The sequence below is a fragment of the Terriglobia bacterium genome, assembly GCA_020073085.1.
GTDB lineage: Bacteria > Acidobacteriota > Terriglobia > JAIQFV01 > JAIQFV01 > JAIQFV01.
In genome coordinates this window covers 66,754-86,871 of the sequence record JAIQFV010000016.1, presented here as the reverse complement: position 1 = coordinate 86,871, position 20,118 = coordinate 66,754, and the positions used below count along the sequence as shown (strand labels likewise).

Annotated in this window: 18 protein-coding genes; 13 read left to right on the top strand and 5 right to left on the bottom strand. The window is 56.0% G+C overall.

Annotated features, from left to right (window positions below):
* Positions 1 to 54 precede the first annotated feature (54 nt).
* Positions 55 to 564, top strand: a complete 510-nt coding sequence (rimI, locus tag LAO21_16420) for a ribosomal protein S18-alanine N-acetyltransferase (protein ID MBZ5554304.1) — start codon at positions 55 to 57, stop codon at positions 562 to 564.
* 85 nt (positions 565 to 649) lie between these two features.
* Here rimI and ribA read toward each other — a convergent pair whose 3' ends face one another.
* Positions 650 to 1,246, bottom strand: a complete 597-nt coding sequence (gene ribA / locus LAO21_16415) for a GTP cyclohydrolase II (protein MBZ5554303.1) — start codon at positions 1,244 to 1,246, stop codon at positions 650 to 652.
* Positions 1,247 to 1,493: 247 nt separating this feature from the next.
* Here ribA and LAO21_16410 point away from each other — a divergent pair, with 247 nt between their 5' ends.
* The 4 genes from LAO21_16410 to mtgA all read left to right on the top strand — a co-directional run bounded on the left by LAO21_16410 (position 1,494) and on the right by mtgA (position 6,551).
* The gene (locus LAO21_16410) at positions 1,494 to 2,822 is read left to right on the top strand and encodes a histidine kinase (GenBank protein MBZ5554302.1); all 1,329 of its coding nucleotides are present in this window, start codon (positions 1,494 to 1,496) and stop codon (positions 2,820 to 2,822) included.
* A gap of 88 nt (positions 2,823 to 2,910) precedes the next feature.
* Complete coding sequence (locus LAO21_16405) at positions 2,911 to 3,681, top strand: LytTR family DNA-binding domain-containing protein (protein MBZ5554301.1); 771 nt, start codon at positions 2,911 to 2,913, stop codon at positions 3,679 to 3,681.
* Between the two features lie 167 nt (positions 3,682 to 3,848).
* Complete coding sequence (locus LAO21_16400) at positions 3,849 to 5,738, top strand: carboxypeptidase regulatory-like domain-containing protein (GenBank protein ID MBZ5554300.1); 1,890 nt, start codon at positions 3,849 to 3,851, stop codon at positions 5,736 to 5,738.
* Between the two features lie 24 nt (positions 5,739 to 5,762).
* A complete protein-coding gene (gene mtgA / locus LAO21_16395; protein MBZ5554299.1) occupies positions 5,763 to 6,551 on the top strand; it encodes a monofunctional biosynthetic peptidoglycan transglycosylase in 789 nt (262 codons plus the stop codon).
* A gap of 263 nt (positions 6,552 to 6,814) precedes the next feature.
* Here the strand turns inward: mtgA and LAO21_16390 are convergent, their stop codons facing one another.
* The 4 genes from LAO21_16390 to LAO21_16375 form a co-directional block, all read right to left on the bottom strand.
* Positions 6,815 to 7,687 (bottom strand): prepilin peptidase, encoded by an 873-nt coding sequence (locus LAO21_16390; protein ID MBZ5554298.1) that lies wholly within the window; start codon positions 7,685 to 7,687, stop codon positions 6,815 to 6,817.
* A gap of 14 nt (positions 7,688 to 7,701) precedes the next feature.
* The gene (locus LAO21_16385) at positions 7,702 to 8,781 is read right to left on the bottom strand and encodes a glycosyltransferase family 4 protein (GenBank protein ID MBZ5554297.1); all 1,080 of its coding nucleotides are present in this window, start codon (positions 8,779 to 8,781) and stop codon (positions 7,702 to 7,704) included.
* Complete coding sequence (locus LAO21_16380) at positions 8,778 to 9,557, bottom strand: glycosyltransferase family 2 protein (protein MBZ5554296.1); 780 nt, start codon at positions 9,555 to 9,557, stop codon at positions 8,778 to 8,780. The genes LAO21_16385 and LAO21_16380 overlap by 4 nt, the downstream gene beginning before the upstream one ends.
* Before the next feature lie 111 nt (positions 9,558 to 9,668).
* Positions 9,669 to 11,465, bottom strand: a complete 1,797-nt coding sequence (locus tag LAO21_16375) for a TolC family protein (protein MBZ5554295.1) — start codon at positions 11,463 to 11,465, stop codon at positions 9,669 to 9,671.
* A 157-nt stretch (positions 11,466 to 11,622) separates the two neighbouring features.
* Between LAO21_16375 and pyrE the strand changes: the two genes are divergently transcribed.
* The 8 genes from pyrE (at position 11,623) to LAO21_16335 (ending at position 19,538) form a co-directional block, all read left to right on the top strand.
* Entirely contained in the window at positions 11,623 to 12,201 is a 579-nt protein-coding gene (pyrE, locus tag LAO21_16370; GenBank protein MBZ5554294.1) for an orotate phosphoribosyltransferase, read from the top strand.
* 44 nt (positions 12,202 to 12,245) lie between these two features.
* Positions 12,246 to 13,055, top strand: coding sequence for a tRNA pseudouridine(38-40) synthase TruA (truA, locus tag LAO21_16365; protein MBZ5554293.1), 810 nt, complete (start codon positions 12,246 to 12,248; stop codon positions 13,053 to 13,055).
* Positions 13,056 to 13,087: 32 nt separating this feature from the next.
* Positions 13,088 to 15,181, top strand: a complete 2,094-nt coding sequence (locus LAO21_16360) for an oligopeptide transporter, OPT family (GenBank protein ID MBZ5554292.1) — start codon at positions 13,088 to 13,090, stop codon at positions 15,179 to 15,181.
* 47 nt (positions 15,182 to 15,228) lie between these two features.
* Complete coding sequence (locus tag LAO21_16355; protein MBZ5554291.1) at positions 15,229 to 15,576, top strand: hypothetical protein; 348 nt, start codon at positions 15,229 to 15,231, stop codon at positions 15,574 to 15,576.
* Positions 15,577 to 15,654: 78 nt separating this feature from the next.
* Complete coding sequence (locus tag LAO21_16350; GenBank protein ID MBZ5554290.1) at positions 15,655 to 16,878, top strand: LeuA family protein; 1,224 nt, start codon at positions 15,655 to 15,657, stop codon at positions 16,876 to 16,878.
* Positions 16,879 to 16,966: 88 nt separating this feature from the next.
* A complete protein-coding gene (locus LAO21_16345) occupies positions 16,967 to 17,560 on the top strand; it encodes a nucleotidyltransferase family protein (GenBank protein MBZ5554289.1) in 594 nt (197 codons plus the stop codon).
* Between the two features lie 220 nt (positions 17,561 to 17,780).
* Positions 17,781 to 18,611 carry an EF2563 family selenium-dependent molybdenum hydroxylase system protein gene (locus LAO21_16340; protein ID MBZ5554288.1) on the top strand — a complete coding sequence of 277 codons (831 nt, stop codon included), beginning with the start codon at positions 17,781 to 17,783 and terminating at the stop codon, positions 18,609 to 18,611.
* A 90-nt stretch (positions 18,612 to 18,701) separates the two neighbouring features.
* On the top strand, positions 18,702 to 19,538 hold the full coding sequence (locus LAO21_16335; protein MBZ5554287.1) for an XdhC/CoxI family protein: 837 nt from the start codon (positions 18,702 to 18,704) through the stop codon (positions 19,536 to 19,538).
* The last annotated feature ends 580 nt before the right edge of the window (positions 19,539 to 20,118 follow it).

The following is a 20,118-nucleotide window of genomic DNA, read 5'->3' as shown; positions in this document are numbered from 1 at the left end:
GGAGAGGCCCATGAGGGGCAGACTTTCTCAGGCGCTCGAGAGGTGTTGCGTGCAATGAGCCAGCGTGAGTCCAAGCGGTCATCATTGGCGTCTTCTCCGGAGATCCTCCTGCGACCTCTTCAAGGGCGGGATGTGGAACAGGTAAAGGCTATCGAAATGGCGTGGCCGCTGCTTTCGCACTGGGACATCGGGGTATATTACGGAGTGGCGGGAGGACGGCAGAATGCCCAAGGACTGGTGGCCATCGAGAAAGAGTCCGACGTGAAGGAGTGGGTGGTCGGATTCTTAGTTTACAGGGTCACCCCACCGGACACCGAGATCCTCAACGTTGCAGTGGACCCCGCTTGTACGCGACGCCGGATCGGTACCCAGATGTTGCATCATTTGGAATTGCGGGCGGTCCGAGAGGGGGTCCAAAACCTGTTTCTCGAAGTTCGTCCCTCCAACGCGCCCGCGCGGGATTTCTACCTGAAGGAAAAATTTCTGGAAGTCGGCCGGCGGAAGGATTATTACAGCAATCCCACCGAGGATGCTATCCTGATGAAACGTGAAATCGGGAGTTGAAATCCCCTGAGCACCGCTGAACCCTGTCCAGTTTTCTCCTGGCCCCCCGCCCGCAGATGGTTGTTCCCAGGGATACTCCCTACCCCTACGTGATTCCCTCCAGCAGGTGGCCCATCTTTTTCTTTTTTACGGCCAGGTACCTCCGCGTCATCTTCGATGGCTTCATAAGCAGGGGGACCCGTTCGACCACGGAGATGGAGTTCCTTTCCAGGGCGGCAATCTTCTCGGGATTGTTGGAGAGCAGGCGGACCTGCTTGATGGACAACAATTTGAGGATGTCGATACAAATATCATAATCCCGTACATCCGCCGCAAACCCCAACTGTTGATTTGCCTCGACGGTGTCGCTGCCTTGGTCCTGGAGTTCATAAGCAAGGAGCTTGTTGAGCAGGCCAATGCCGCGCCCTTCCTGGAGATGATAGATCAACACACCGCATTGTTCCCGAGCGATAAGTTTCAGCGCGGTCTTCAACTGCCAGCCGCAGTCACAGCGGAGCGATCCCAAAACATCCCCTGTCAAACACTGCGAATGAATCCTCACCAGAGGAGCCCGGACCCGCTGCGGCTGTCCGATGATCAGGGCCACTGCGGATTCCGCGCCTCCCGACGATTCAAACCCCAGGATTCGAAATCGTCCCAATCGGGTCGGAAGCTTGGCCTCCGCGACCTTGCGCGTCTTGATCTTTGCGATTCCCCGGTTTCGGCCCCGCTTCATGTGCTCCGTTCCACAGTGACAAATTGTGTTCCGCTCAAAGCGGGCCATTATAGCAACCGCCAATCGGGAATGCAAAGAACGCCGCTCTTTTGAGCTTAAAGGCGGTGGGCCTCCACACGACCTCGATGAGACGCCGGTTGAATTATTTCGTCATGGTGGGTAGAATGGTTATGTCCCTTTTTGTCAAATCATCAATCGGCGGAATGCGGGTGCCATGCACCAGACCCCATCGTTCTCACAAAACGAGTTCATCCTCCTGAACCTGCTGTTAAAGATGGCGGTCATCGCCTCCCTGGCCAGCGTCCTGGCTCGCTCCAAGACCTTTCTCGACCTCCTCTTCGTCGAAAAGAAGAACTTTCGCCAGAAAATGCATTTTGTCTTCCTGCTGGGGTTGCCGTTGGGGGTGGGAGTGGCGGCCCGGCTGTTGCTCGGGTATGCCGCGGCCGATGTGAGCCTGGAATGTTGCTTTCTCGTTGGGCTCCTGGGCGGGTCGGTCACGGGGGGAGTCACCGGCGGTGTCCTGGGGCTGCTCCCGCTCTTCCGCAAGGAATGGCTGGCTCCACTGATTCTCTCCTTGGCAGGGCTGGTGGGGGGCGCCCTGCGGGCGTTGTGCAGGAACAAAGAGGATATCTGGCATTTCTCTCCCTTTTTTGATTTGAACATTTATCGCTCCATGAAGAATGCATTGACGTTTCGAAATATCGACTGGCAGTTTATTCTATTGCTGGCGAGTCTTATGATTGAGGTGTTGCGAATCAGCCTGGCGCGCCTGGTTCATCCGAATTCGGTGTGGCTCTACAGTGCCTCCAGTCCCAATCCATGGATCCTGTTCTGTATCCTGATCTCCACTCCCATGGCCATCGGGATCGCCCTGAAGGTGTGGAACAGTCGCCGGATTGAGGTCAAACTGGAGGAACAGGAGCGGCTGGTCATGAACGCCCGCTTGGAGGCGCTCTCCAGTCAGATCAATCCGCACTTCCTGTTCAACACCCTGAATTCGATCGCTTCGCTGATTCGTACGCGCCCTGAACTCGCCCGTGGGATGGTTTTGAAGCTCTCCAACTTGCTTCGGAAACTGCTTAAGACGCACGATAACTTTGTGACGCTGGAAGAAGAGCTGGAGTCGATTGATGATTACCTCGACATTGAGGTCACCCGGTTCGGACACGACAAGCTGCGTATCGAGAAATCCGTGGATCCAGACACTGTCTCGGCCGTCGTGCCCAGCATGATTCTTCAACCGATCATTGAAAACTCCATCAAGCACGGGCTGGCTCCCAAAGTCGAAGGAGGAACGGTCAGTATCCGGGCGTACCGCGAGGACGGGCATGTCGTCATCAAGATTTCTGATGATGGGATCGGAATTCCGGAGGACCAACTGGAAACGGTTTACACTGAAGGGATCGGCATTTCCAATGTGAATGAACGTCTCAAGGTGGTGTATGGAAGCGAGTACCAACTGCAATTGAAGAGTGAAAACGGCCGGGGCACGCAGACGCTCATCCGCATCCCGGAACTGGAAGCGGCAAGTCCGGCAAAATGAATTGAAAAGGGGCCCCCGGGCCATGACGTGACCGAGGGTGAAGCCGAGAGCCTCAGATTGACCATTTAAGGGAGGAATAACAGGAACTATGCAGATTGAATCAGTCTTGGTGGACGACGAACCTCTTGCCCGAGAGGAGCTCATGTTTCTTCTCGAGGCGAATCCCGACGTCAAGGTGGTGGGTCAGGCGAAGAACGGGCTGGAAGCGGTCGACCTGGTGAAAAAGACCAAGCCCCAGCTGCTGTTCCTGGATATCCAGATGCCAGGGCTGGATGGCCTTCAGACGATCGATCGCCTGATCGCGAAGAAGATCCCTCTGCCCAAGGTCATTTTTGTCACCGCCTATGACCATTATGCCCTCAAGGCATTTGATCTGAATGCTGTTGATTATGTTCTGAAGCCGATCGATAAACAGCGCCTCGATAAAGCCATCGCCAAGGCCAAACAGCAGATCAACAACACGGCCTTCATGGAGGATCAGTTCAAGAACCTGCTCAATATGGTTCAGGCGCAGCCGGAGCAGCGGTTTAAGTTGTTAGTGAAGTCGGGGAACCGGATGCTGCTCGTGGATTCTACGGATATGATCTTTGCAAATGTCGAGGACGGTGTGATTTCAGTCGTGACGAACGAGCTTGTGGGAACTTCGAACTACCGGACTCTTGAGGATCTTCAGGCAAACCTTGATCCCAAGGTCTTTTGGAGGGTCCACCGGGCCTATATCGCCAACATTAACAAGATTAAAGAAGTAATCCCGTGGTTCAACCGGTCACTGCAACTGAAGATGACCGACAGGAAAGAAACTGAAATCCCCGTCAGTCGCACGCAGACCAAGAAGCTGAGGGAATTCTTGAAGTTATAGATCTGCCGGATTGTCAAATCCTCTGGAGGTTCTCGGCCCCCCCAAATCTCTTCAGACCCACTACTCCCGAAATCCGTCTTATTCACACCGATGCAAAAAGGTGGTGCTCCGCGCGCTCAATTTAATTAGAATAGGGATCAGACGAAGAAGTCCGGCTCGGAGAGGTCATGCGCACTCATTCTCATCGGCTAGTGGCGGTGTTGTGCTTTATTCCCTTCGCCGTTTCCGTCACCTGGGCGGCCCAAATCGGCGGAGTCGTGAAGGACAAGGAAACGGGGAGAGGGGTCTCCCGCGTTGTCGTTCGTGCCACCTCCATTGAGCAGAGGCCCAGTACCTATGAAACCTTGACCGACCGGGAGGGCGCTTATGTGGTCAAGGTTCCCCGGGGCCGCTATCGGGTCCAAGCCATCCCGTCTGGCTCCAATTATCTACCCAGTATTTACCGTCAGCCGGAGAATCCGTCGATTCCGGGTGTGGTGGAGCTTGTGGCGGAAGACGTTTTCAGCTTCGCCAACATAAGACTGGAACTGGGGGGCTCTATCGAGGGACGCGTGACCCGCGTGGCAGACGGTGTCCCCCTCGACAACGTGCGGGTAACCGTAGAAGGGGAGACATATCGGGGTGTCGCCACGACAGGAAAGGATGGCCGATACCTGCTCCGAGCCCTGGCCCCGGACGACTATTCAGTCCAGGCTGGGGTGCTTGATTCAAGGTACATTCCCAGCTTTTACCCGCGTGCGCTCTTTCGAGAACAAGGAGAACGCATCGCGATCCACCCGGGCGACAAGGCGTCCGGAATTGATCTCAAGCTGGACTTCGGTGCCGCCATTCAGGGCCGCATTATTTCCGCGTCGAGCAACGAGCCGCTCCCGGATGTTATGGCGGTTGCAGTCCCCGTCGAAGGGAACCAGCCGGAACGATATGCCTACACCGACGAGTCAGGAAACTATTCGATCCATGGGCTGGCGCAGGGAAAATATATCCTTGAAGCAGGAGACGAACGTTCTGAATCTCCGGAAGGAACCAGACTGCATCGGTATATCACCGAATTCTATGATCACAAATTGGATCGTGCGCTCGCCCGGCCCCTGGAGGTATCCGGGGCGGAAACCATCACGGGGATCAATTTCTACCTGGTTCGTGGAAGCCACATCTTCGGCCGCGTTCGATCCGTGTTTTACAACCAGCCCATGTTGGATGTCACCGTTCGACCTGTTGCTCAGTCCGACGGTAAAGTCAAGATTCCTGTTGCGGTCTCAGATACCGAGGGGCGATATGCGGTCGATGATCTCCCCCCCGGGAGCTATCATGTGACGGTGGACCTTCCTCCTCCGGGGCAACAGCATGTCGCCACATGGTACCGGGACCAAGTCGCAGAAAAGAAGGCGACGGTCCTGACGCTGAAGGACGGGGATACTTATCCGAACGTGGATTTCAATCTCCGGCTGGGAGGAAATGTCTCGGGGCGTGTCACGGTCGACGATCCCGAGTACTCCCTCGACTACAAACACCTCCACCTGATCCTCTCCACGGTCGGCAACGAGATCGACGGGTTTGAGCCGCGCAGCTATGAATTGAGCCAGGAGGGACGCTATGCGATTGTGGGAGCGCCGATCGGCCGCTTCCACCTGGCCTTGACCTCCGAAGATCCGAACGTCATGCTGAATCCGGGCATCGATGTGAAGACCCTGATCATTTCAGAGGGGCGAGACCTCCGCGATATAGATTTCCCGATCCGGGTGGGAGGGTCGATCAGCGGAAAGGTCATCTTGAAACGCTCTCATCTCCCGCTGGATCATTATGTGATCCTCCTCATGAGGTTCAACGAGGAGTTTTATGAATTTCACAGGATTCAAGGAGACAGCTACACCGTCCCTGGTCTGCGCAGTGGAAAATATATGGTGGTCCTCGTCGAAGAACAGGAGCCGATGACCCTGGAGAAGCTCTTTGCCGGCCCCCGTTGGTACGACTCCAAAATCGTTGAGGTCAAAAAGGGAATCGAAACAACGAATGTGGATTTCACCGTTGAGGAAACACAACCGATCACCATACCGTAGACCCCTGATCTCGGGGTTCCATCCGTGAGGCTCCCCCCCAAGCGGACAGTCGCCTTGGCGGTCCTTGTCGTCATCACCGCGTATCTGGGTGTCGAATACTTCTCCCTCCCGGATGTGACCTTTCTGCGAAAGACGATTCCAGCCGAGACTGCCCTGATGAGGCAGCGGGATGAGGAGTTTGAGGCTTCGCATCACCGAAAGGCCCCCTCCCACTTCCAAGTCATTGTCCCTTATCAGGCCATCTCAAACTCCATGAAAACCGCCGTGTTGATCGGTGAGGATGATGCCTTCTTCCAGCACGAGGGGTTCGACTATCAGCGCATCAAAGAGGCCCTTACCGTGGACTGGGAGCAAAAGCGCTTCGCCCGCGGCGCCTCCACTGTCACTCAACAACTTGCCAAGAATTTGTTTCTCTCCACTTCGAAAAATCCGGTTCGAAAACTCAAGGAAGCTGTCCTGGCATATCGACTGGAAAGGGACCTCGGGAAACGAAGAATCTTTGAGATCTACTTGAACGTGATTGAGTGGGGCCAGAATGTATACGGGGCGGAGGCAGCTTCCCGTTACTATCTTGGAAAATCAGCGGCGCAGCTGACTCTGAACGAGGCCGTCCTGCTTGCCGCCATCATCCCCAATCCGCTGCGCATGAATCCTCTCATCAGCTTGAAGCGGAGCCAGCTCCGTCGAAGCATTATTCTGGACCGCATGTATCGGTACCATCACATCAGTGAAGAGGAGTATCGAGCGGCCCTCTCGGCCCCACTGATCCTCAGAACAACTCCACCCCAGGCACGGCTTACCCCGGAAGATTAATTTCAGTTCCGAAGTGGAAGCTTCTCAAGTTGCGCTCGGCCCGTGCCGTTGGCTCGCCGCTCAAAGCAGGTTCCTGTGGAGAGCGATTTCCGCAATCAACGAAGGCATGGTTTGGGTTGCGGGCCGCGAGGAAAGGAAGAGATCCAGTCGAAAGAAGGATGCGGAAAATTCTCCGGGAGAGGCCAATGGACCGGCAAAGGGTGCCCCTCTGAATCCGCGATCCCGAAAGGGAAGGGAAGCCCTCTGCGTTTACCCGATTCGGACTAGTGAAACAGGAATTGCAGGATTGGTTTTCCTGCCAGGGCGAGGATCAATGCAGCGGTTCCCAAGAACGTCCCGAAGGGGAGTTGGTATTTCATGTCCCTCCCGAGAAACAACATTCCAAGGACGCCTACCACGCTCCCCAGCAGAGAGCCTAACATAATGGTGACGAAAGTTAATTTGAAACCGAAGAAGGCCCCGATCATCGTCATCATCTTGACGTCCCCCATCCCAAGCCCTTCTTCTTTGCGGATCCAATAGTAGAGCTCCCCCAACAAGAAAAGGATCCCTCCACCAAAAAGGGCGCCACACAGTGCCCCAAGCACAGAATACAGAGATCCACTGCCCAGATAATTGCCTGCCCAGGAGTCCGCTAAAGCACGAGCGGTCCTTTGAATAAACATCTGGGTAGGTTGATTGAGGGAGATCAGCGATCTGAACGAGTCATCGTCAATCCATACCTTCAGGCTGAGGAGCAGTCCCACGAAAGTGCCATAGATAGTAATCTGGTCGGGAAGCAGACGGAACTTAATGTCCGAAAAGATCAGAACGATCAGACCGCTTCCGAGAATGAAGTACTTCAATGTTTCCAGGGTGTATCCGAATTGCAGGCCGCAAAACAGGAAGAACAGACCGGTGAGCAACTCCACCACAGGGTACATCACCGAAATGGAAGTTCCGCACGCCCGGCAACGGCCCTTCAGGATGAGATAGCTGAGGATGGGGACATTGTCGTACGGTTTGATGAATGCGCCGCAGCTGGGGCAGTGAGAACGGGGCTTGACAATGGACTGGTCTTGCGGCCACCGAAGGATGCACACATTGAGGAAACTTCCGATGACGCTGCCCAGGAGAAATGTGAATAGATTTATCATACGCTGTGCTCGGGTCAGGATGCCGCGAGAGCCTTCTGATAAATACTGAGGGTGGCCTCAGTCATGGCCTCGACCGAGAACTGGCTCCTTATTCTTGTTGCCGCTTTTTCGATCACCTGGTGTCGTTGAGTGGGATTGTCCGAAAGCGTCAGCAGCGCCCGGGTAAGCGCTCCCACATCCCCCTTTTCAAACAAGAATCCGGTCGTTTCATTCTCCACTAATTCTGGAATCCCGCCGGCGTTACTCGCGAGGACCGGAATGCCACAATGCATTGCCAGCAGAATAATTGAGCCCAGACCCTCCACTCGGGAGGGGAGAACAAACAAATCCATCCCGCACAGAAGGCCGGTCAATGAATCGGGCGGGGGGACGATTTGCACCGTGTTCTCGAGATGATGGACTGCGATCATAGCCTGCAGGCGGGGCTTCAGGCTTCCCTCCCCGGCGATTATACAACGACACTGCGGCAAGGACGACCGAAGCCTTCCCATGGCCTCGATCAACACATCGTGGCCCTTTTCAGGTTCCAGGGCCCCAACGGTTCCGACAATAAATTGTTCGGAAGAGAGACCCGTTCGCGCCTGGGAGCCTCCTCCGGCCTCTATCGTGAGATCAACGCAGTCATAAACGACGTCGATCAGCGCCGGCTGAATCCCGGAGTCCACCATAAGGCCCTTTACAAAAAGGGAAACGGCGATGAAACGTTGTCGTGGGGCGAAGTATTTATAGCGGGACCAGAAATTCATTTGAAGAGGGAAGGCCACACGCCGCGAGACCACCATTGGGCGCTTTAAGGTTCGATTGGCAAGATAGCCGAAGCCATGCGCCCGGGCGTCATGAAGATGCAGGACGTCGGGTTGAAACCCTAGAATGGTTCTCCGAACACTTTGGAATGTGGAGAGGTTCGCGAAAGTTCCCACCGGAATCTCGGCCACCGGAAGTCCAGCCCGCCGCGCTGGCATCACCGTGGGGGCGCCGGCTGGAGAAAGGAGAATCTGGGAAGCCCCCCACGACCTCAACCCCTGCATCAACAGAAGGACTTGCCGTTGGCCGCCACGCAGGGTCCGACCGGTATCCAGATGGAGAATCTTCATGAATTTGAACCCGGGAGGTGCCGGTCGTTCCCTTGAATTTCGCGGAGTTTTACCTGTTTGAGGAAGACGTACCAGCTTGCGAATGCGGAGATCGAGAGGCCCCGCCATCCATCGAGGATTCCCCCCTGCAGGAAATAACTCTTGAGAAAGGTCAGGGGCGGGGCAAAAAGACAGTTCAGCAGCGAGAACCTTTTCCCTTCCGAAGCGGAGTGTCTGGCGGCCAGGGTCGTATAGCGGTCGAGGCGGGTTACATGATCAGAAAGGGTGTCCACCGTGTAATGAAGCAACTCACCCGGAAGGGATTCTACAGGTCCATCGACCACCAGCGACTCATGAACATAATCGCCCACCCACCGCGCCCGAGCCCGGTCGTATAACCGGACCTTGATATCCGGATACCATCCCGAATGACGGATCCATCCTCCCAGATAGTTGGCCCGTCTTGCAAATCGATAGGCGGCCACCTCCCGCCTCGCCGGTCCGGCTTTCAATCTCAGGAGGGATTGTCTCAACTCTTCGCTCAGACACTCGTCGGCGTCAATACTGAGAATCCAGGGGTTCGTCGCTTTGTCTGCGGCCAGGTTCTTCTGGTCGGAATAGTTCTTGAAGGGGTGCATGAACACGTGGGGAGTAAATTCCAGGGCGACCTCCCGCGTGCAGTCCTGGCTTTGCGAGTCGACCACGATGATCTCGTCGGCGACTTCCTGCAACGACTCGCAGGCGCGCCTCAGATCTTTTTCCTCATTGAGGGTAATAATGGTGGCGGAGATTCGCATGATGGCAGGGCAGCAAGGATAAATTCTTTTTGGTGAAAGTCAAAGAGGAAAGCGGAGAAAAAAAGGCCGCCCCGGAGAGCGGCCTTCTTGGTCTAGGGGTCAAGCCCTTCCTTAGCGATTACTCCCTGTGGTCGCAGTGACCGCCCTCAAACCAGCGGTGGGTTTCTTGGGGGTTACCTCATTCCCCTCGAGGACGTCCTCGATCTGCACTCCATAAGTGCGAAAGAGAAGGCCTTCTGCCTGGGCCAGGGCGATCTTGGATTTCGCATAATCCACCATCGCCCGGATTTCGGAATCCTGGTCGATGGCGAGATTGGTCTGTTCCTGCAGCACGAATCGGATCGTGGAAGCGCCCAACTGATACTTCTTGTTTTCGGCATCCAGGGTCTTTTCCTGAAGTTCACGGGTCCGCGTGGCGGCTTCAATGCGGGCCTTATTCATTTGAAGGACCGTCACGGCATTTCGGACCTGCAGGGCGACCTGTTGCTCCGACAGTCGCAGGGTCGCCTCGGATTGGCGTCTCTCGTACGAAGCCCGTCCAAAGTCAGCCTGGGCCGATTTGTTCTTGATGGGAAACGTCAGGCTCACTCCAAAGGAATACTCGGGAAACTGAAAGCTGAACAGTTGCCGAGTGGTTTCGGGAAAGCCGGCGGGCACGATGATAGGTTTTCCGTCCGGCCCTACAACGGGGTTTCCCTGACTGTCCACAATCGCTGAATTTCCGGCCAAGCCGATCCATTGATAAGCACCACTCAAGTCAACCTGGGGCAGCAATTGATTCTTCGTGAATTGAAGCCTCAGGTCCCGGTTCTGAAGATCGAGGCGCGCCTGGGTCAATTCAGGACGGTTCTTGATGGCCTCGTCGATGGCGGAGGGCACCGTGGGAATCTCTTCGGCTGCAGCGGGCCTGGGCCGGTCCACGGGCTCCAGCTTGGCAATGATGGCACCCGGGTCACGATTGGGAGAGAGAAACCGCTTCAACGTATCCTCGGTCTGCTGCAAGGTATATTGGGCGACAATCAAATCCTGCCGGCGGAGGGCCACCTGGGTCTCCGATTGCACCACATCGATCGGCGCCAAGGTTCCGATCTCGACCTGCCGCTTGTTGTCTTCATTGGTCTTGATCGCGAGATCGAGAGAGGCCTGTTTGACGCGAACATCCTCGCGGTCAAAAACCACCTCCCAGTAGAAATTCAGGGCCTGGTTCATGATGTTAATCACGGTCAAGGAAAACTGTTCCCGGGTAATGTCCCTGTTGTTCTTGGCGATCTTGATGGGCACGGAGTTGACCCCCACACCCCGATTCTTGAGGAGGGCCTGGGTAAAACTCAGCCGCAGGGCGGAGGTGAGCGACGGGTTCAAGCTGGCCAGCCGGCTGCTGATGAAGGCCTTTGAGGTGTCATAATCGATCCTTGCGCTGGTTCCGGTCTGAAACGCCTGCAGATATGAAAAATTGAAAGATTGATTCAGGCTGCTGATCGGGATGACCTGACCAAACACCCCGCTTTGAAGGAAGTTTGAGGACGGTGAAAGGCGCCGGTCACTGTTTGCAGTGGCTTGGAAAATCGGATCGAACGGACCATAGGTCTTGAGGACATCGTAACTGGCAGGAGGAACCGTCTCGCGCTGCACCTGGATGTCCAGGTTGTTCTGAAGCGCTACGGCGATGACATCGGCCTCTGCCAGTGTCACCTTGCCCTCTTTGGTCAGGCGTTCGATCAGGTCCGAAATACGCTCTTTTTCGGAAGGAACAAAGTCCCGGCCAAAAATATTGTTCTTGAAGTATCCCGGCATCGGAAAGGGCGTCTGCGCAGCCGTCATTCCGATCTGAACCGGGATGGCGAGGAGGATGACGACCAGAACCAACCACTTCCTACCCAGTCGAACTCTACCTTTTCGCTTTTCCATTACCAATCTCCAATTTGGTTTGAGTGCTGAATTGAATGCTGTCGACGTGAATGCCACAGCCGTCTTGACGCATTATACGATACAAGGAGCGTATAAGTTTCATCCTTCTTGACAATTACGGCGCTTCTCTTTAAGCTTCGCCGTGCTGTCTTCCGTCATGACTGAAGCAGAGATCATCACCCTGTTCCGCCAGTCCCGGGCCCTTCTGGAGGGGCATTTTGAGCTTTCTTCCGGCCTCCACAGCGATCGATATTTCCAATGTGCTTTAGTATTGCAGGACCCTCCGCTTGCCGCGCAGCTGGGGTCAGCCCTGGCAACGTTGTTTGTAGGACTCAAACCCATTGCCGCAGTTGCCGCCCCGGCAATCGGGGGTATTCTGGTGGCGCATGAGGTGGCTCGGGCGCTCCGGACTCGCGCGATTTTTACGGAGCGCGTCAAGGGCACAATGACGCTGCGAAGGGGCTTTTCGTTACAGCCTGGGGACCGCGTGATCGTCGTGGAAGATGTCATAACGACGGGTCTCTCCACGCGCGAAACCATAGCCGCCGTGGAACAAGCCGGCGGGGTCCTGATTGGTGTCGGGGCCCTGGTGGATCGGAGTGGAGGTACGGCCTTCAAGGATTCCAGCGTACCGCACCATACGCTTGTGACGCTTGCCGTGCAAAGCTATGCACCGGCCGAATGTCCCCTCTGTCGGAATCGAATTCCGGTCCTCAAGCCGGGCAGTCGACTGTAGGGCGGCCACTCTCATCTGACCAGACCGATCCAAACGAGGACCACGTGCAATCTCAGACCGAGCAACTGGAACCCCAATCCCTCCCTTACCCAGAAATTCCTCTCGTCCAGGAACCGAGAACCATCAAGTTGGTATTGGCCTACGACGGCACCCGATTTCATGGATGGCAGATTCAACCGCAAATGGTGACAATCCAGGGGGCGCTTCAGGACACCCTGCAGAAGCTGTGCCAGGAGGAAATTCATGTGTTTGGGTCAGGTCGTACCGATGCCGGCGTGCATGCCCGCGGGCAGGTGGCCCACTTTAAGACGTCTTCCAAGATCCCGGTCCCGAATCTCCAACATGCCCTGAACGAGCTCCTGCCGGACGACATCCGCGTGTATGACTGTCGAGAGGTGGATTCAACCTTTCACGCGCGCTATTCGGCCAGATCGAAGCAGTACTCCTATTCGATCCTGATGCGACGCATCAATTCCCCCTTCCGCCGACATTACGTGCTGCATACCGCTTACCCCCTCAATGTGGAAGGGATGACTACAGCGGCTCGTTGCTTTCTGGGGGAGCACGACTTTACATCGTTTTGCGATGCCCAGGACGACTCCCCGTCAAAAGTGAGGACCATCTACCTCTCCGAAGTGCATGAGGAGGAGCGTACCCAGCTTGTCGTTTTCCGGGTCGAGGCAAATGGATTTCTGCACCGGATGGTGCGGGCCATGGTCGGGGCCCTGCTCGAGGTGGGGCGAGGCCGCCTGGCTCCTGAGGCGATCCCTTTGAAACTGGAAGCCCGGGAACGCGTCGCAGCCCCGTGGACGGCGCCCGCACAGGGTCTGTGTCTGGATTGGGTCAAATATTGAGGTAACTTTTATACTTTTTCATCGGAGGTCGCATGGGAGTTATCCCGCAAGAAATCGAGCCTTTTAAGAGGCTTCCTGATAACGCTTATTCCGAGCTTGGTCCAGGTGAAGTTTACACCCCCTATGTTGCACCCGAAACTCAGACCTTTGAGGTCACGCTCCGTTCCCTTGGGATCGGCCTGATCATGGCCGTGATTTTCACGCTGTCGGCGGCGTACCTGGGAATGAAGGTGGGCCAGGTCTTTGAGGCGGCCATTCCTATCGCCGTCCTTGCCGTGGGGCTGAAACACGTTTTTCCCCGCAGGTCGACCATCTCGGAAAATGTCATCATTCAATCGATCGGAAGCACTTCGGCGGTGGTGGTATCGGGGGCCATCTTCACCTTGCCGGCCCTTTTCATCCTCAAGCTTCAGCCCTCCCTGTGGTCCATGATCCTTGCCTGCTTTCTCGGTTCCTGCCTCGGGATTCTTTTCCTGATTCCCTTGAGAAGATACTTTTGCGTCGAGATGCACGGCAAACTGCCTTATCCCGAAGCGACAGCAACGACGGAAATCCTGGTGACCGGAGAGAGCGGAGGAGAGCAGGCGAAAATCCTCTTGTATTCCATGGGGCTGGGAGGCCTCTATGAGTTCATCGCCACCACATGCAATGTCTGGCAGGAGCACGTGGATTTCCTCTTCACTCGCGCCGGCCAAGTGCTGGCTGACAAAGCCCGCATGGTGATCAAGCTGGATGCGATTCCTTCAATTCTGGGTCTGGGCTATGTCATTGGGCTGCGCAATTCGCTGATCCTGATTGCAGGGAGTTTCTTGTCCGTCCTCATCCTGGTTCCCACAATATATTTTGTCGGACAGCATCTACCCGTCGCGGTAGCTCCGGCGAAGGCGTTGATCGGCAGCATGAGCGCCGAGGATATCTTCCGCCAGTACGTGCAGCGACGGATCGCCGTCGGATGCATCGCCTTTGCGGGAATCGTGGCGATCATCAAGTCCCTGAAGATCATCGTCGGCTCCTTCGCCCTCGGCTTTAAGGCAATTAATGCAAAAAGGAAGGGGGGCGAGGTTCGGCAAAAACGCACCGATTGGGACCTCTCCATGGTCCTGGTGTTCGTGGCCATTATCGGCGTGGGCATCCTGACGGCGGTGTATTTGAGATCGTTCCTGGGATGGTGGGGTGCGGTCCTGACCGGTACAGCCATTGTCTTACTGATGTCCTTCATGTTTACGACGGTGGCGGCAAACGCCATCGCCATCGTGGCCCGGAACCCGATTTCCGGCATGACGATGTTGACGATCATCATCTCCAGCTTTATTTTCCTGCGGCTCGGCATCTCGGGGAATTTCGGAATGACCGTGGTCATCATGATCGGATGCATGGTGTGCACGGCCCTGGCGGTGGCCGGCGGGTTTGTCACGGACCTGAAGATCGGCTACTGGCTGGGGACGACACCGCGCAACCAGGAGATCTGGAAGTTCGTCGGGGTCGCCATCTCTTCCATCGCCGTGGTGTACACGATCCATTTCATGAGTGGGGTGTTTGCATTCAGCCCGGACGATGTGGTGGCCGGAAAGCCGCTGATTGACGCTCCCCAGGCCAACATCATGAAAGCCATTGCGTCCTCCATGATGGCGAACGAACCAATCACGTGGTTGTTATACGGCATCGGGGCCGTGATCGTGCTGATCTGCGAGATGCTCTCGATCCCGTCAATGATCTTTGCGCTGGGCATGTATCTCCCGCTGGAACTGAACGCCCCCGCCCTGGTGGGCGGCTTCATTTCCCATTGGGTCATCCGGTCTTCCCAAAACAAAGAAGTGAGTCGACGTCGCTGGGAAAGAGGGACCCTCATTGCATCAGGGTTTATCGCGGGTGGGGCCCTGCTGGGAGTCGTCGGCGTGGTGGTCCGCAATTTTCATTTGGAGAGATTCATTAGCGCGGGAGTGCCTTATCTAAGAACCTTCAATCCCGCCACCCAGAGTTACGAGTGGGGACCTTCGACCCCCTCCCCCTGGTTTGCCAATTACGGACAGATCATTAGCCTCATCCTCTTCGCCGCCCTGTGCGTTTACATGTACTGGGACTCCCACCGCGCTGCCCCGGAGGAGAAGGGGATCAAAGAGTTGTGATAGAATCCACTTTCTCACTGGACACCTTCAAATGAGGAGAAGAGCCTGTGCCTGACGAAATTCCCAAGACCCAAACGGCGGCTCCGGGCACCCCGCCGGGCCCTGCGCCGGAGGCAAAGACACCTCCCGCCGCCCATGCGGCGCCTCCCGCTCCACCGAAGAAGAAAAAAGCGGAAGGCATACTCGTGAAGAAACCCGGCCAATGGGTGTGCCTCGTGAAAGACGAGAAAGGGAAGAACTGCGAGGGGAAGCTCAAACGCTTTTACGACCTGGATGAGGCCCTCATTCGCCAGGTGGGTAAGGACGCCGAGCTTTACCGGTGCGTGGAGTGTCACTCGGTGTACCGCCCTGAGGACACGAAGCACGACCCTGCCGCTACTTGGGCCGAAGTATAATGTGGCAATGGTGTAGCGCGATTCTGAACGAGCGTTGAGGAGCAGGACCCGAGGTTAATCCTCGCATAGAATTGTGCCATGGATGAGCAGCTCATTTATGACTGGAATACGGCCAACGGCGGCACGCCGATCACGGACCGGCGCGTCCTGTTGAATGACGAAAGTCTTCGCGATGGCTTGCAGTCGCCTTCAGTCCGGGACCCTTCGATCGAAGAAAAAATCGAGATCCTCCATCTGATGAGTGAAGTCGGAATTGATTCTCTGGACCTGGGTCTTCCCGGCGCCGGTCCCCGGGCGCGCGCCGATGTGGAACGGCTGGCGCGGGAAATTGTTCAAGGCAAATTGGGCATTCGGGCAAACTGTGCCGCCCGCACGATTGAGGCGGACATCACGCCGATCGCGGAAGTAGTGCAGCGGGCTGGACTGGAGATCGAGGCGGCGACGTTCATCGGGTCGAGCCCCATCCGCCGCTTCACGGAAGAATGGACAGTGGACCACCTGGTTCGAACCACGGAACGCGCGGTTCGTTATGCCGTCAACCTGGGGTTGCCGGTCATGTACGTGACCGAAGATACCACGCGGGCTGATCCCGAAACCGTGAAGCTGCTCTACGCAACCGCGATTCAATGCGGGGCGCGGGCGATTTGTGTGTGTGACACGGTGGGCCATGCCACCCCGGCCGGGGTCAAGAATCTGATCCATTTTGTGGTCGATCAAATCGTGAAGCCAAGCGGCGCCACGATCCGGGTGGACTGGCATGGTCACAGTGACCGCGGACTCGCCATTCCCAACTGCTTCGCGGCCCTTGAAGCGGGGGCGGACCAGATTCACGGGTGCGCCCTGGGGATTGGCGAACGCGTGGGTAATGCGTCGATGGACCAGTTGCTGGTCAATCTGAAGCTGATGGGGATCATTCATCAGGATTTGAGCAAACTGAAGTTATATTGCCAGGCGGTGTCCAAGGCGACGCGGGTACCCATTCCGGTGAATTACCCCGTGTTTGGCGCCGACGCCTTCCGAACCGCCACAGGTGTCCATGCCGCTGCAGTCATCAAGGCATTTCGAAAAAAAGATGAGCCGTTGGCCAACAGCGTTTACTCCGGAGTCCCCGCCCACCTCTTCGGCCTGGAGCAGGTGATTGAGATTGGGCCCATGAGTGGAAAATCGAACATCGTCTACTGGTTGGAGAAACATGGCATGGCTCCGAACGAACCGCTTGTGGATGCCATTTACGCCGTGGCCAAACAGTCCAATCATGTGCTCAGTGATTCTGAAATCCGTGCCGTGATTCGACCCACTTGAGAGCATTCCCGTCATGCCGCGGGGCACGCAATCGCGCTGGACCTGCCGTCATCTTGACTTCCTCCTTCGCTTTCCTTAAAGTGCCCGAGTGATCTCAACCCTGCTTTTAGCTGCAGGCCTTTCACGCCGCTATGGTCGTGAAAAGCTGGAAGAGTTGATCCATCAGAAGCCGCTGATCGAGTGGGTGACCGATCAGTTGAAGGCCAGTGTAATCGACGAGGTGATCCTTGTGGTGAACCCGGAAACGTCTCGTTTAGTGCAAATCCCTCCCCGCCAGGATCGAGTCAAAAAGGTCGTCAATCTATCCCCTTCGGACGGGATGTCAAGCTCGATCCGGTGCGGACTGGGAGCGTGTAGCCCCATAAGCGAGGCGGTGCTTATCGCCCATGCGGACATGCCGGCGGTCAACCCCGGGATCGTTGACCAACTGATATCCCGCTGGAAATTGAACCCGGGCCAGATTGTGGCCCCCCGTTTCAAGGAGCAGCAAGGCAATCCAGTCATCATCCCACGGATTTTCTGGGATGAGATTCGGGCTTTGCGGGGCGATGTCGGCTGTAAGTCAATCCTCACAGGACACCCTTCACAAGTCGAGTGGGTGGAGATGGACGACGATGCCATTCTGCTCGATGTCGATCGCGTTGAAGATTGGGAGAGACTGCGAATCCGATGGAATGAGTAGTCGCTCATCAACAGAATTTCTGCCGATAAAGGCAAAAAGAATTTATCATTAGGAAGCCAGGAATATAGGAAGTTAAAAACCCTGAATCGGCACAGAATCGGACGATCCCTTTGGAGACGGCCTTCCACCGGCAACCGATCCCCCGGTTTCCTGGCTTCCTAATGAATACTGGACTTGGTTCCGGCTTGTCCGGCTAGGAACTCTGAAGAGGCACGCGAACATGGATTGCTTTATCCTCATCCGCGGGGCGGGGGAGATGGCGAGCGGAGTGGCGCACAAGCTGTGGCGGTGTGGCTTCAAAACCGTGCTGACAGAAATTCAAACCCCTCTCGCCATTCGTCGCGGAGTTGCATTCGCGGAAGCAATCTACTGCGGATCGCATCACGTTGAGGATCTTGAAGGACATCGCGTGTCCTCGCTGGAGGAAGCAAAGGATCAGATTGCGGACAACCATCTCCCCGTGATCGTTGATCCGGAGCTGAAGCTGACGGCCCCGATCTTTCAGCAGACGATGGCCATCCTTGTGGATGCGCGGATGTTGAAGCTTCCGGTGGCACGGGAGTACCCGCGAGGCGTCCATGTCGTCGGGCTGGGTCCTGGGTTTGATGCACTCACCAATGCCGATTATGTGATTGAGACCAATCGCGGCCACCATCTCGGTCGGGTCATCGAAAAGGGAAGTGCAGAGGGAAACACCGGCGTCCCCGCTGAAGTGCAAGGGGCGTCGAATGACCGGGTGGTTTATCCGCCGGGGAAGGGTGTCTTTCTCACTTCCAAAAAGATTGGCGACTCCGTGAAAGCCGGTGATATTATTGGGTCTGTTAACGGTATCCCGGTGAAGGCAACGCTTACGGGCGTGCTGCGGGGCTTGCTGCATGAGGGCACGCCGGTGACAGACCGCATCAAAGTGGCGGACATCGACCCTCGCGGCAACCCGGAAAACTGTTTTCTGATTTCCGATAAAGCACGCGCCATTGCCGGCGGGGTGCTCGAGGCCGTGCTGAGAATTCTGACGGATCAACCCAGTGACACTAAGAGGGGGGTGGATTAGGGACAGACACCTTTTCTTAAGCAACTTCGCGGGGATGGCACCCAAGCAAGTGTCTGTCCGTCTTTTTTCGATTTGGACACGACTATAATTATGGACATTTACGAAGAGATATCGAAGATTCGCAGGAGCGGCAAGCAGGCCGCGTTGGCGACGATCGTCCGTGTACGGGGCTCGATCCCCAGTTACGAGGCCGCGAAGATCCTGGTTCGCGAGGATGGTTCCATCGTCGGCTCCATTGGGGGCGGCTGTGTCGAGGCCGAAGTGGTCCTCGCTGCTCAAAAGGCCATGCGAGAGGAGAAATCCCGTATGCTTTCTTTCGACCTGACGGATGATGACGTGGACCATAGCGGGCTGGTTTGCGGCGGAACCCTGGAGGTTTTTGTGGAGCCGATTCTTCCTCCTCCCACCCTTTTCATCTTTGGCGCTGGTCATGTGTCTCGGGCCATTTCGAAAGTAGCTACCCTGGCCGGCTTTCAAACGGTGGTGGTCGATGACCGCCCCGATTATGCCAGTCAGAAAAGATTTCCAGAGGCGGCAGAGGTGATTGCGGACTATTTTGAGAACGCCTTCACCCGCGTCCAGGTCAATGAGTCGTCCTATGTGGTGATCGTTACCCGAGGTCACAAGGAGGATCTGAATGTCCTTCGTTGGGCCATCCAGACCCCGGCTCGCTATATCGGGCTGATCGGTAGCAAACGCAAGATAAGAACCCTTTACGAGAGGCTTGAAGAAGAAGGGTTTGATCCGGAATTATTCAAGAAGGTCACTGCACCGATCGGACTGGATATTGGCGCCGTAACGGCCGAAGAGATTAGCGTGGCATTTGTTTCGGAGATTATTGCGGTACGCCGCCGCGCCACCTTGCCCGAGGGCGCCAAACTCTCTGACCAGTTGAAATACAAATCCCACGCCGAACAGAAGATCTAATACGAGCGTCTTTGAAATTTGTACAGTATCGCGCATGATTTAATGTGGGGGCACACACTCCCCAACGGCGGATGCCCCGGCATGCATCCGGCTTCAAAATGGATGGGATCTCATAGTCCGCCCCGGCGAACGCCCCTACGATGTGAACCCATCAAATGCTCAGACAAGTCCCCCCCTAGCCCCAGTACTCTTCATTTAAGCAGCGTTTCGTCTTAAGAAATGTCCAATCGAATGGGGAGTTTCAGCCCGGATTTCGTTAATTGAACGGTAGGGAGACTGTATCCCGCCTCTCGAGTTTCTTGATCAAATGCCCGGTTCATTTCCATTCAGAGGCTCGGAGGGCAGGCACAATTCTAGTCCCGTCTGTCGAAGATCCGCTGGGGGAAGAGCCCCGCTTAGGCCCGGAGACCGAAAGAGTGTAATCAAGTTAGGCCCGGAGACCGAAAGAGTGTAATCAAGTTAGGCCCGGAGACCGAAAGAGTGTAATCAGGTTAGGCCCGGAGACCGAAAGAGTGTAATCAAGTTAGGCCCGGAGGGCAGCCAGAGTGTAGCCCCGTCTGAGCCCCGCGCTTTTTCTTTT

What these genes read in the sequence shown, in the direction of transcription:
- rimI (MBZ5554304.1), top strand. Translation starts at nt 55, where the DNA reads ATGAGCCAGCGTGAGTCCAAGCGGTCATCATTGGCGTCTTCTCCGGAG.
- LAO21_16410 (MBZ5554302.1), top strand. Translation starts at nt 1,494, where the DNA reads ATGCACCAGACCCCATCGTTCTCACAAAACGAGTTCATCCTCCTGAAC.
- LAO21_16405 (MBZ5554301.1), top strand. Translation starts at nt 2,911, where the DNA reads ATGCAGATTGAATCAGTCTTGGTGGACGACGAACCTCTTGCCCGAGAG.
- LAO21_16400 (MBZ5554300.1), top strand. Translation starts at nt 3,849, where the DNA reads ATGCGCACTCATTCTCATCGGCTAGTGGCGGTGTTGTGCTTTATTCCC.
- LAO21_16390 (MBZ5554298.1), bottom strand. Translation starts at nt 7,687, where the DNA reads ATGATAAATCTATTCACATTTCTCCTGGGCAGCGTCATCGGAAGTTTC.
- LAO21_16385 (MBZ5554297.1), bottom strand. Translation starts at nt 8,781, where the DNA reads ATGAAGATTCTCCATCTGGATACCGGTCGGACCCTGCGTGGCGGCCAA.
- LAO21_16380 (MBZ5554296.1), bottom strand. Translation starts at nt 9,557, where the DNA reads ATGCGAATCTCCGCCACCATTATTACCCTCAATGAGGAAAAAGATCTG.
- LAO21_16375 (MBZ5554295.1), bottom strand. Translation starts at nt 11,465, where the DNA reads ATGGAAAAGCGAAAAGGTAGAGTTCGACTGGGTAGGAAGTGGTTGGTT.
- pyrE (MBZ5554294.1), top strand. Translation starts at nt 11,623, where the DNA reads ATGACTGAAGCAGAGATCATCACCCTGTTCCGCCAGTCCCGGGCCCTT.
- LAO21_16360 (MBZ5554292.1), top strand. Translation starts at nt 13,088, where the DNA reads ATGGGAGTTATCCCGCAAGAAATCGAGCCTTTTAAGAGGCTTCCTGAT.
- LAO21_16350 (MBZ5554290.1), top strand. Translation starts at nt 15,655, where the DNA reads ATGGATGAGCAGCTCATTTATGACTGGAATACGGCCAACGGCGGCACG.
- LAO21_16340 (MBZ5554288.1), top strand. Translation starts at nt 17,781, where the DNA reads ATGGATTGCTTTATCCTCATCCGCGGGGCGGGGGAGATGGCGAGCGGA.
- LAO21_16335 (MBZ5554287.1), top strand. Translation starts at nt 18,702, where the DNA reads ATGGACATTTACGAAGAGATATCGAAGATTCGCAGGAGCGGCAAGCAG.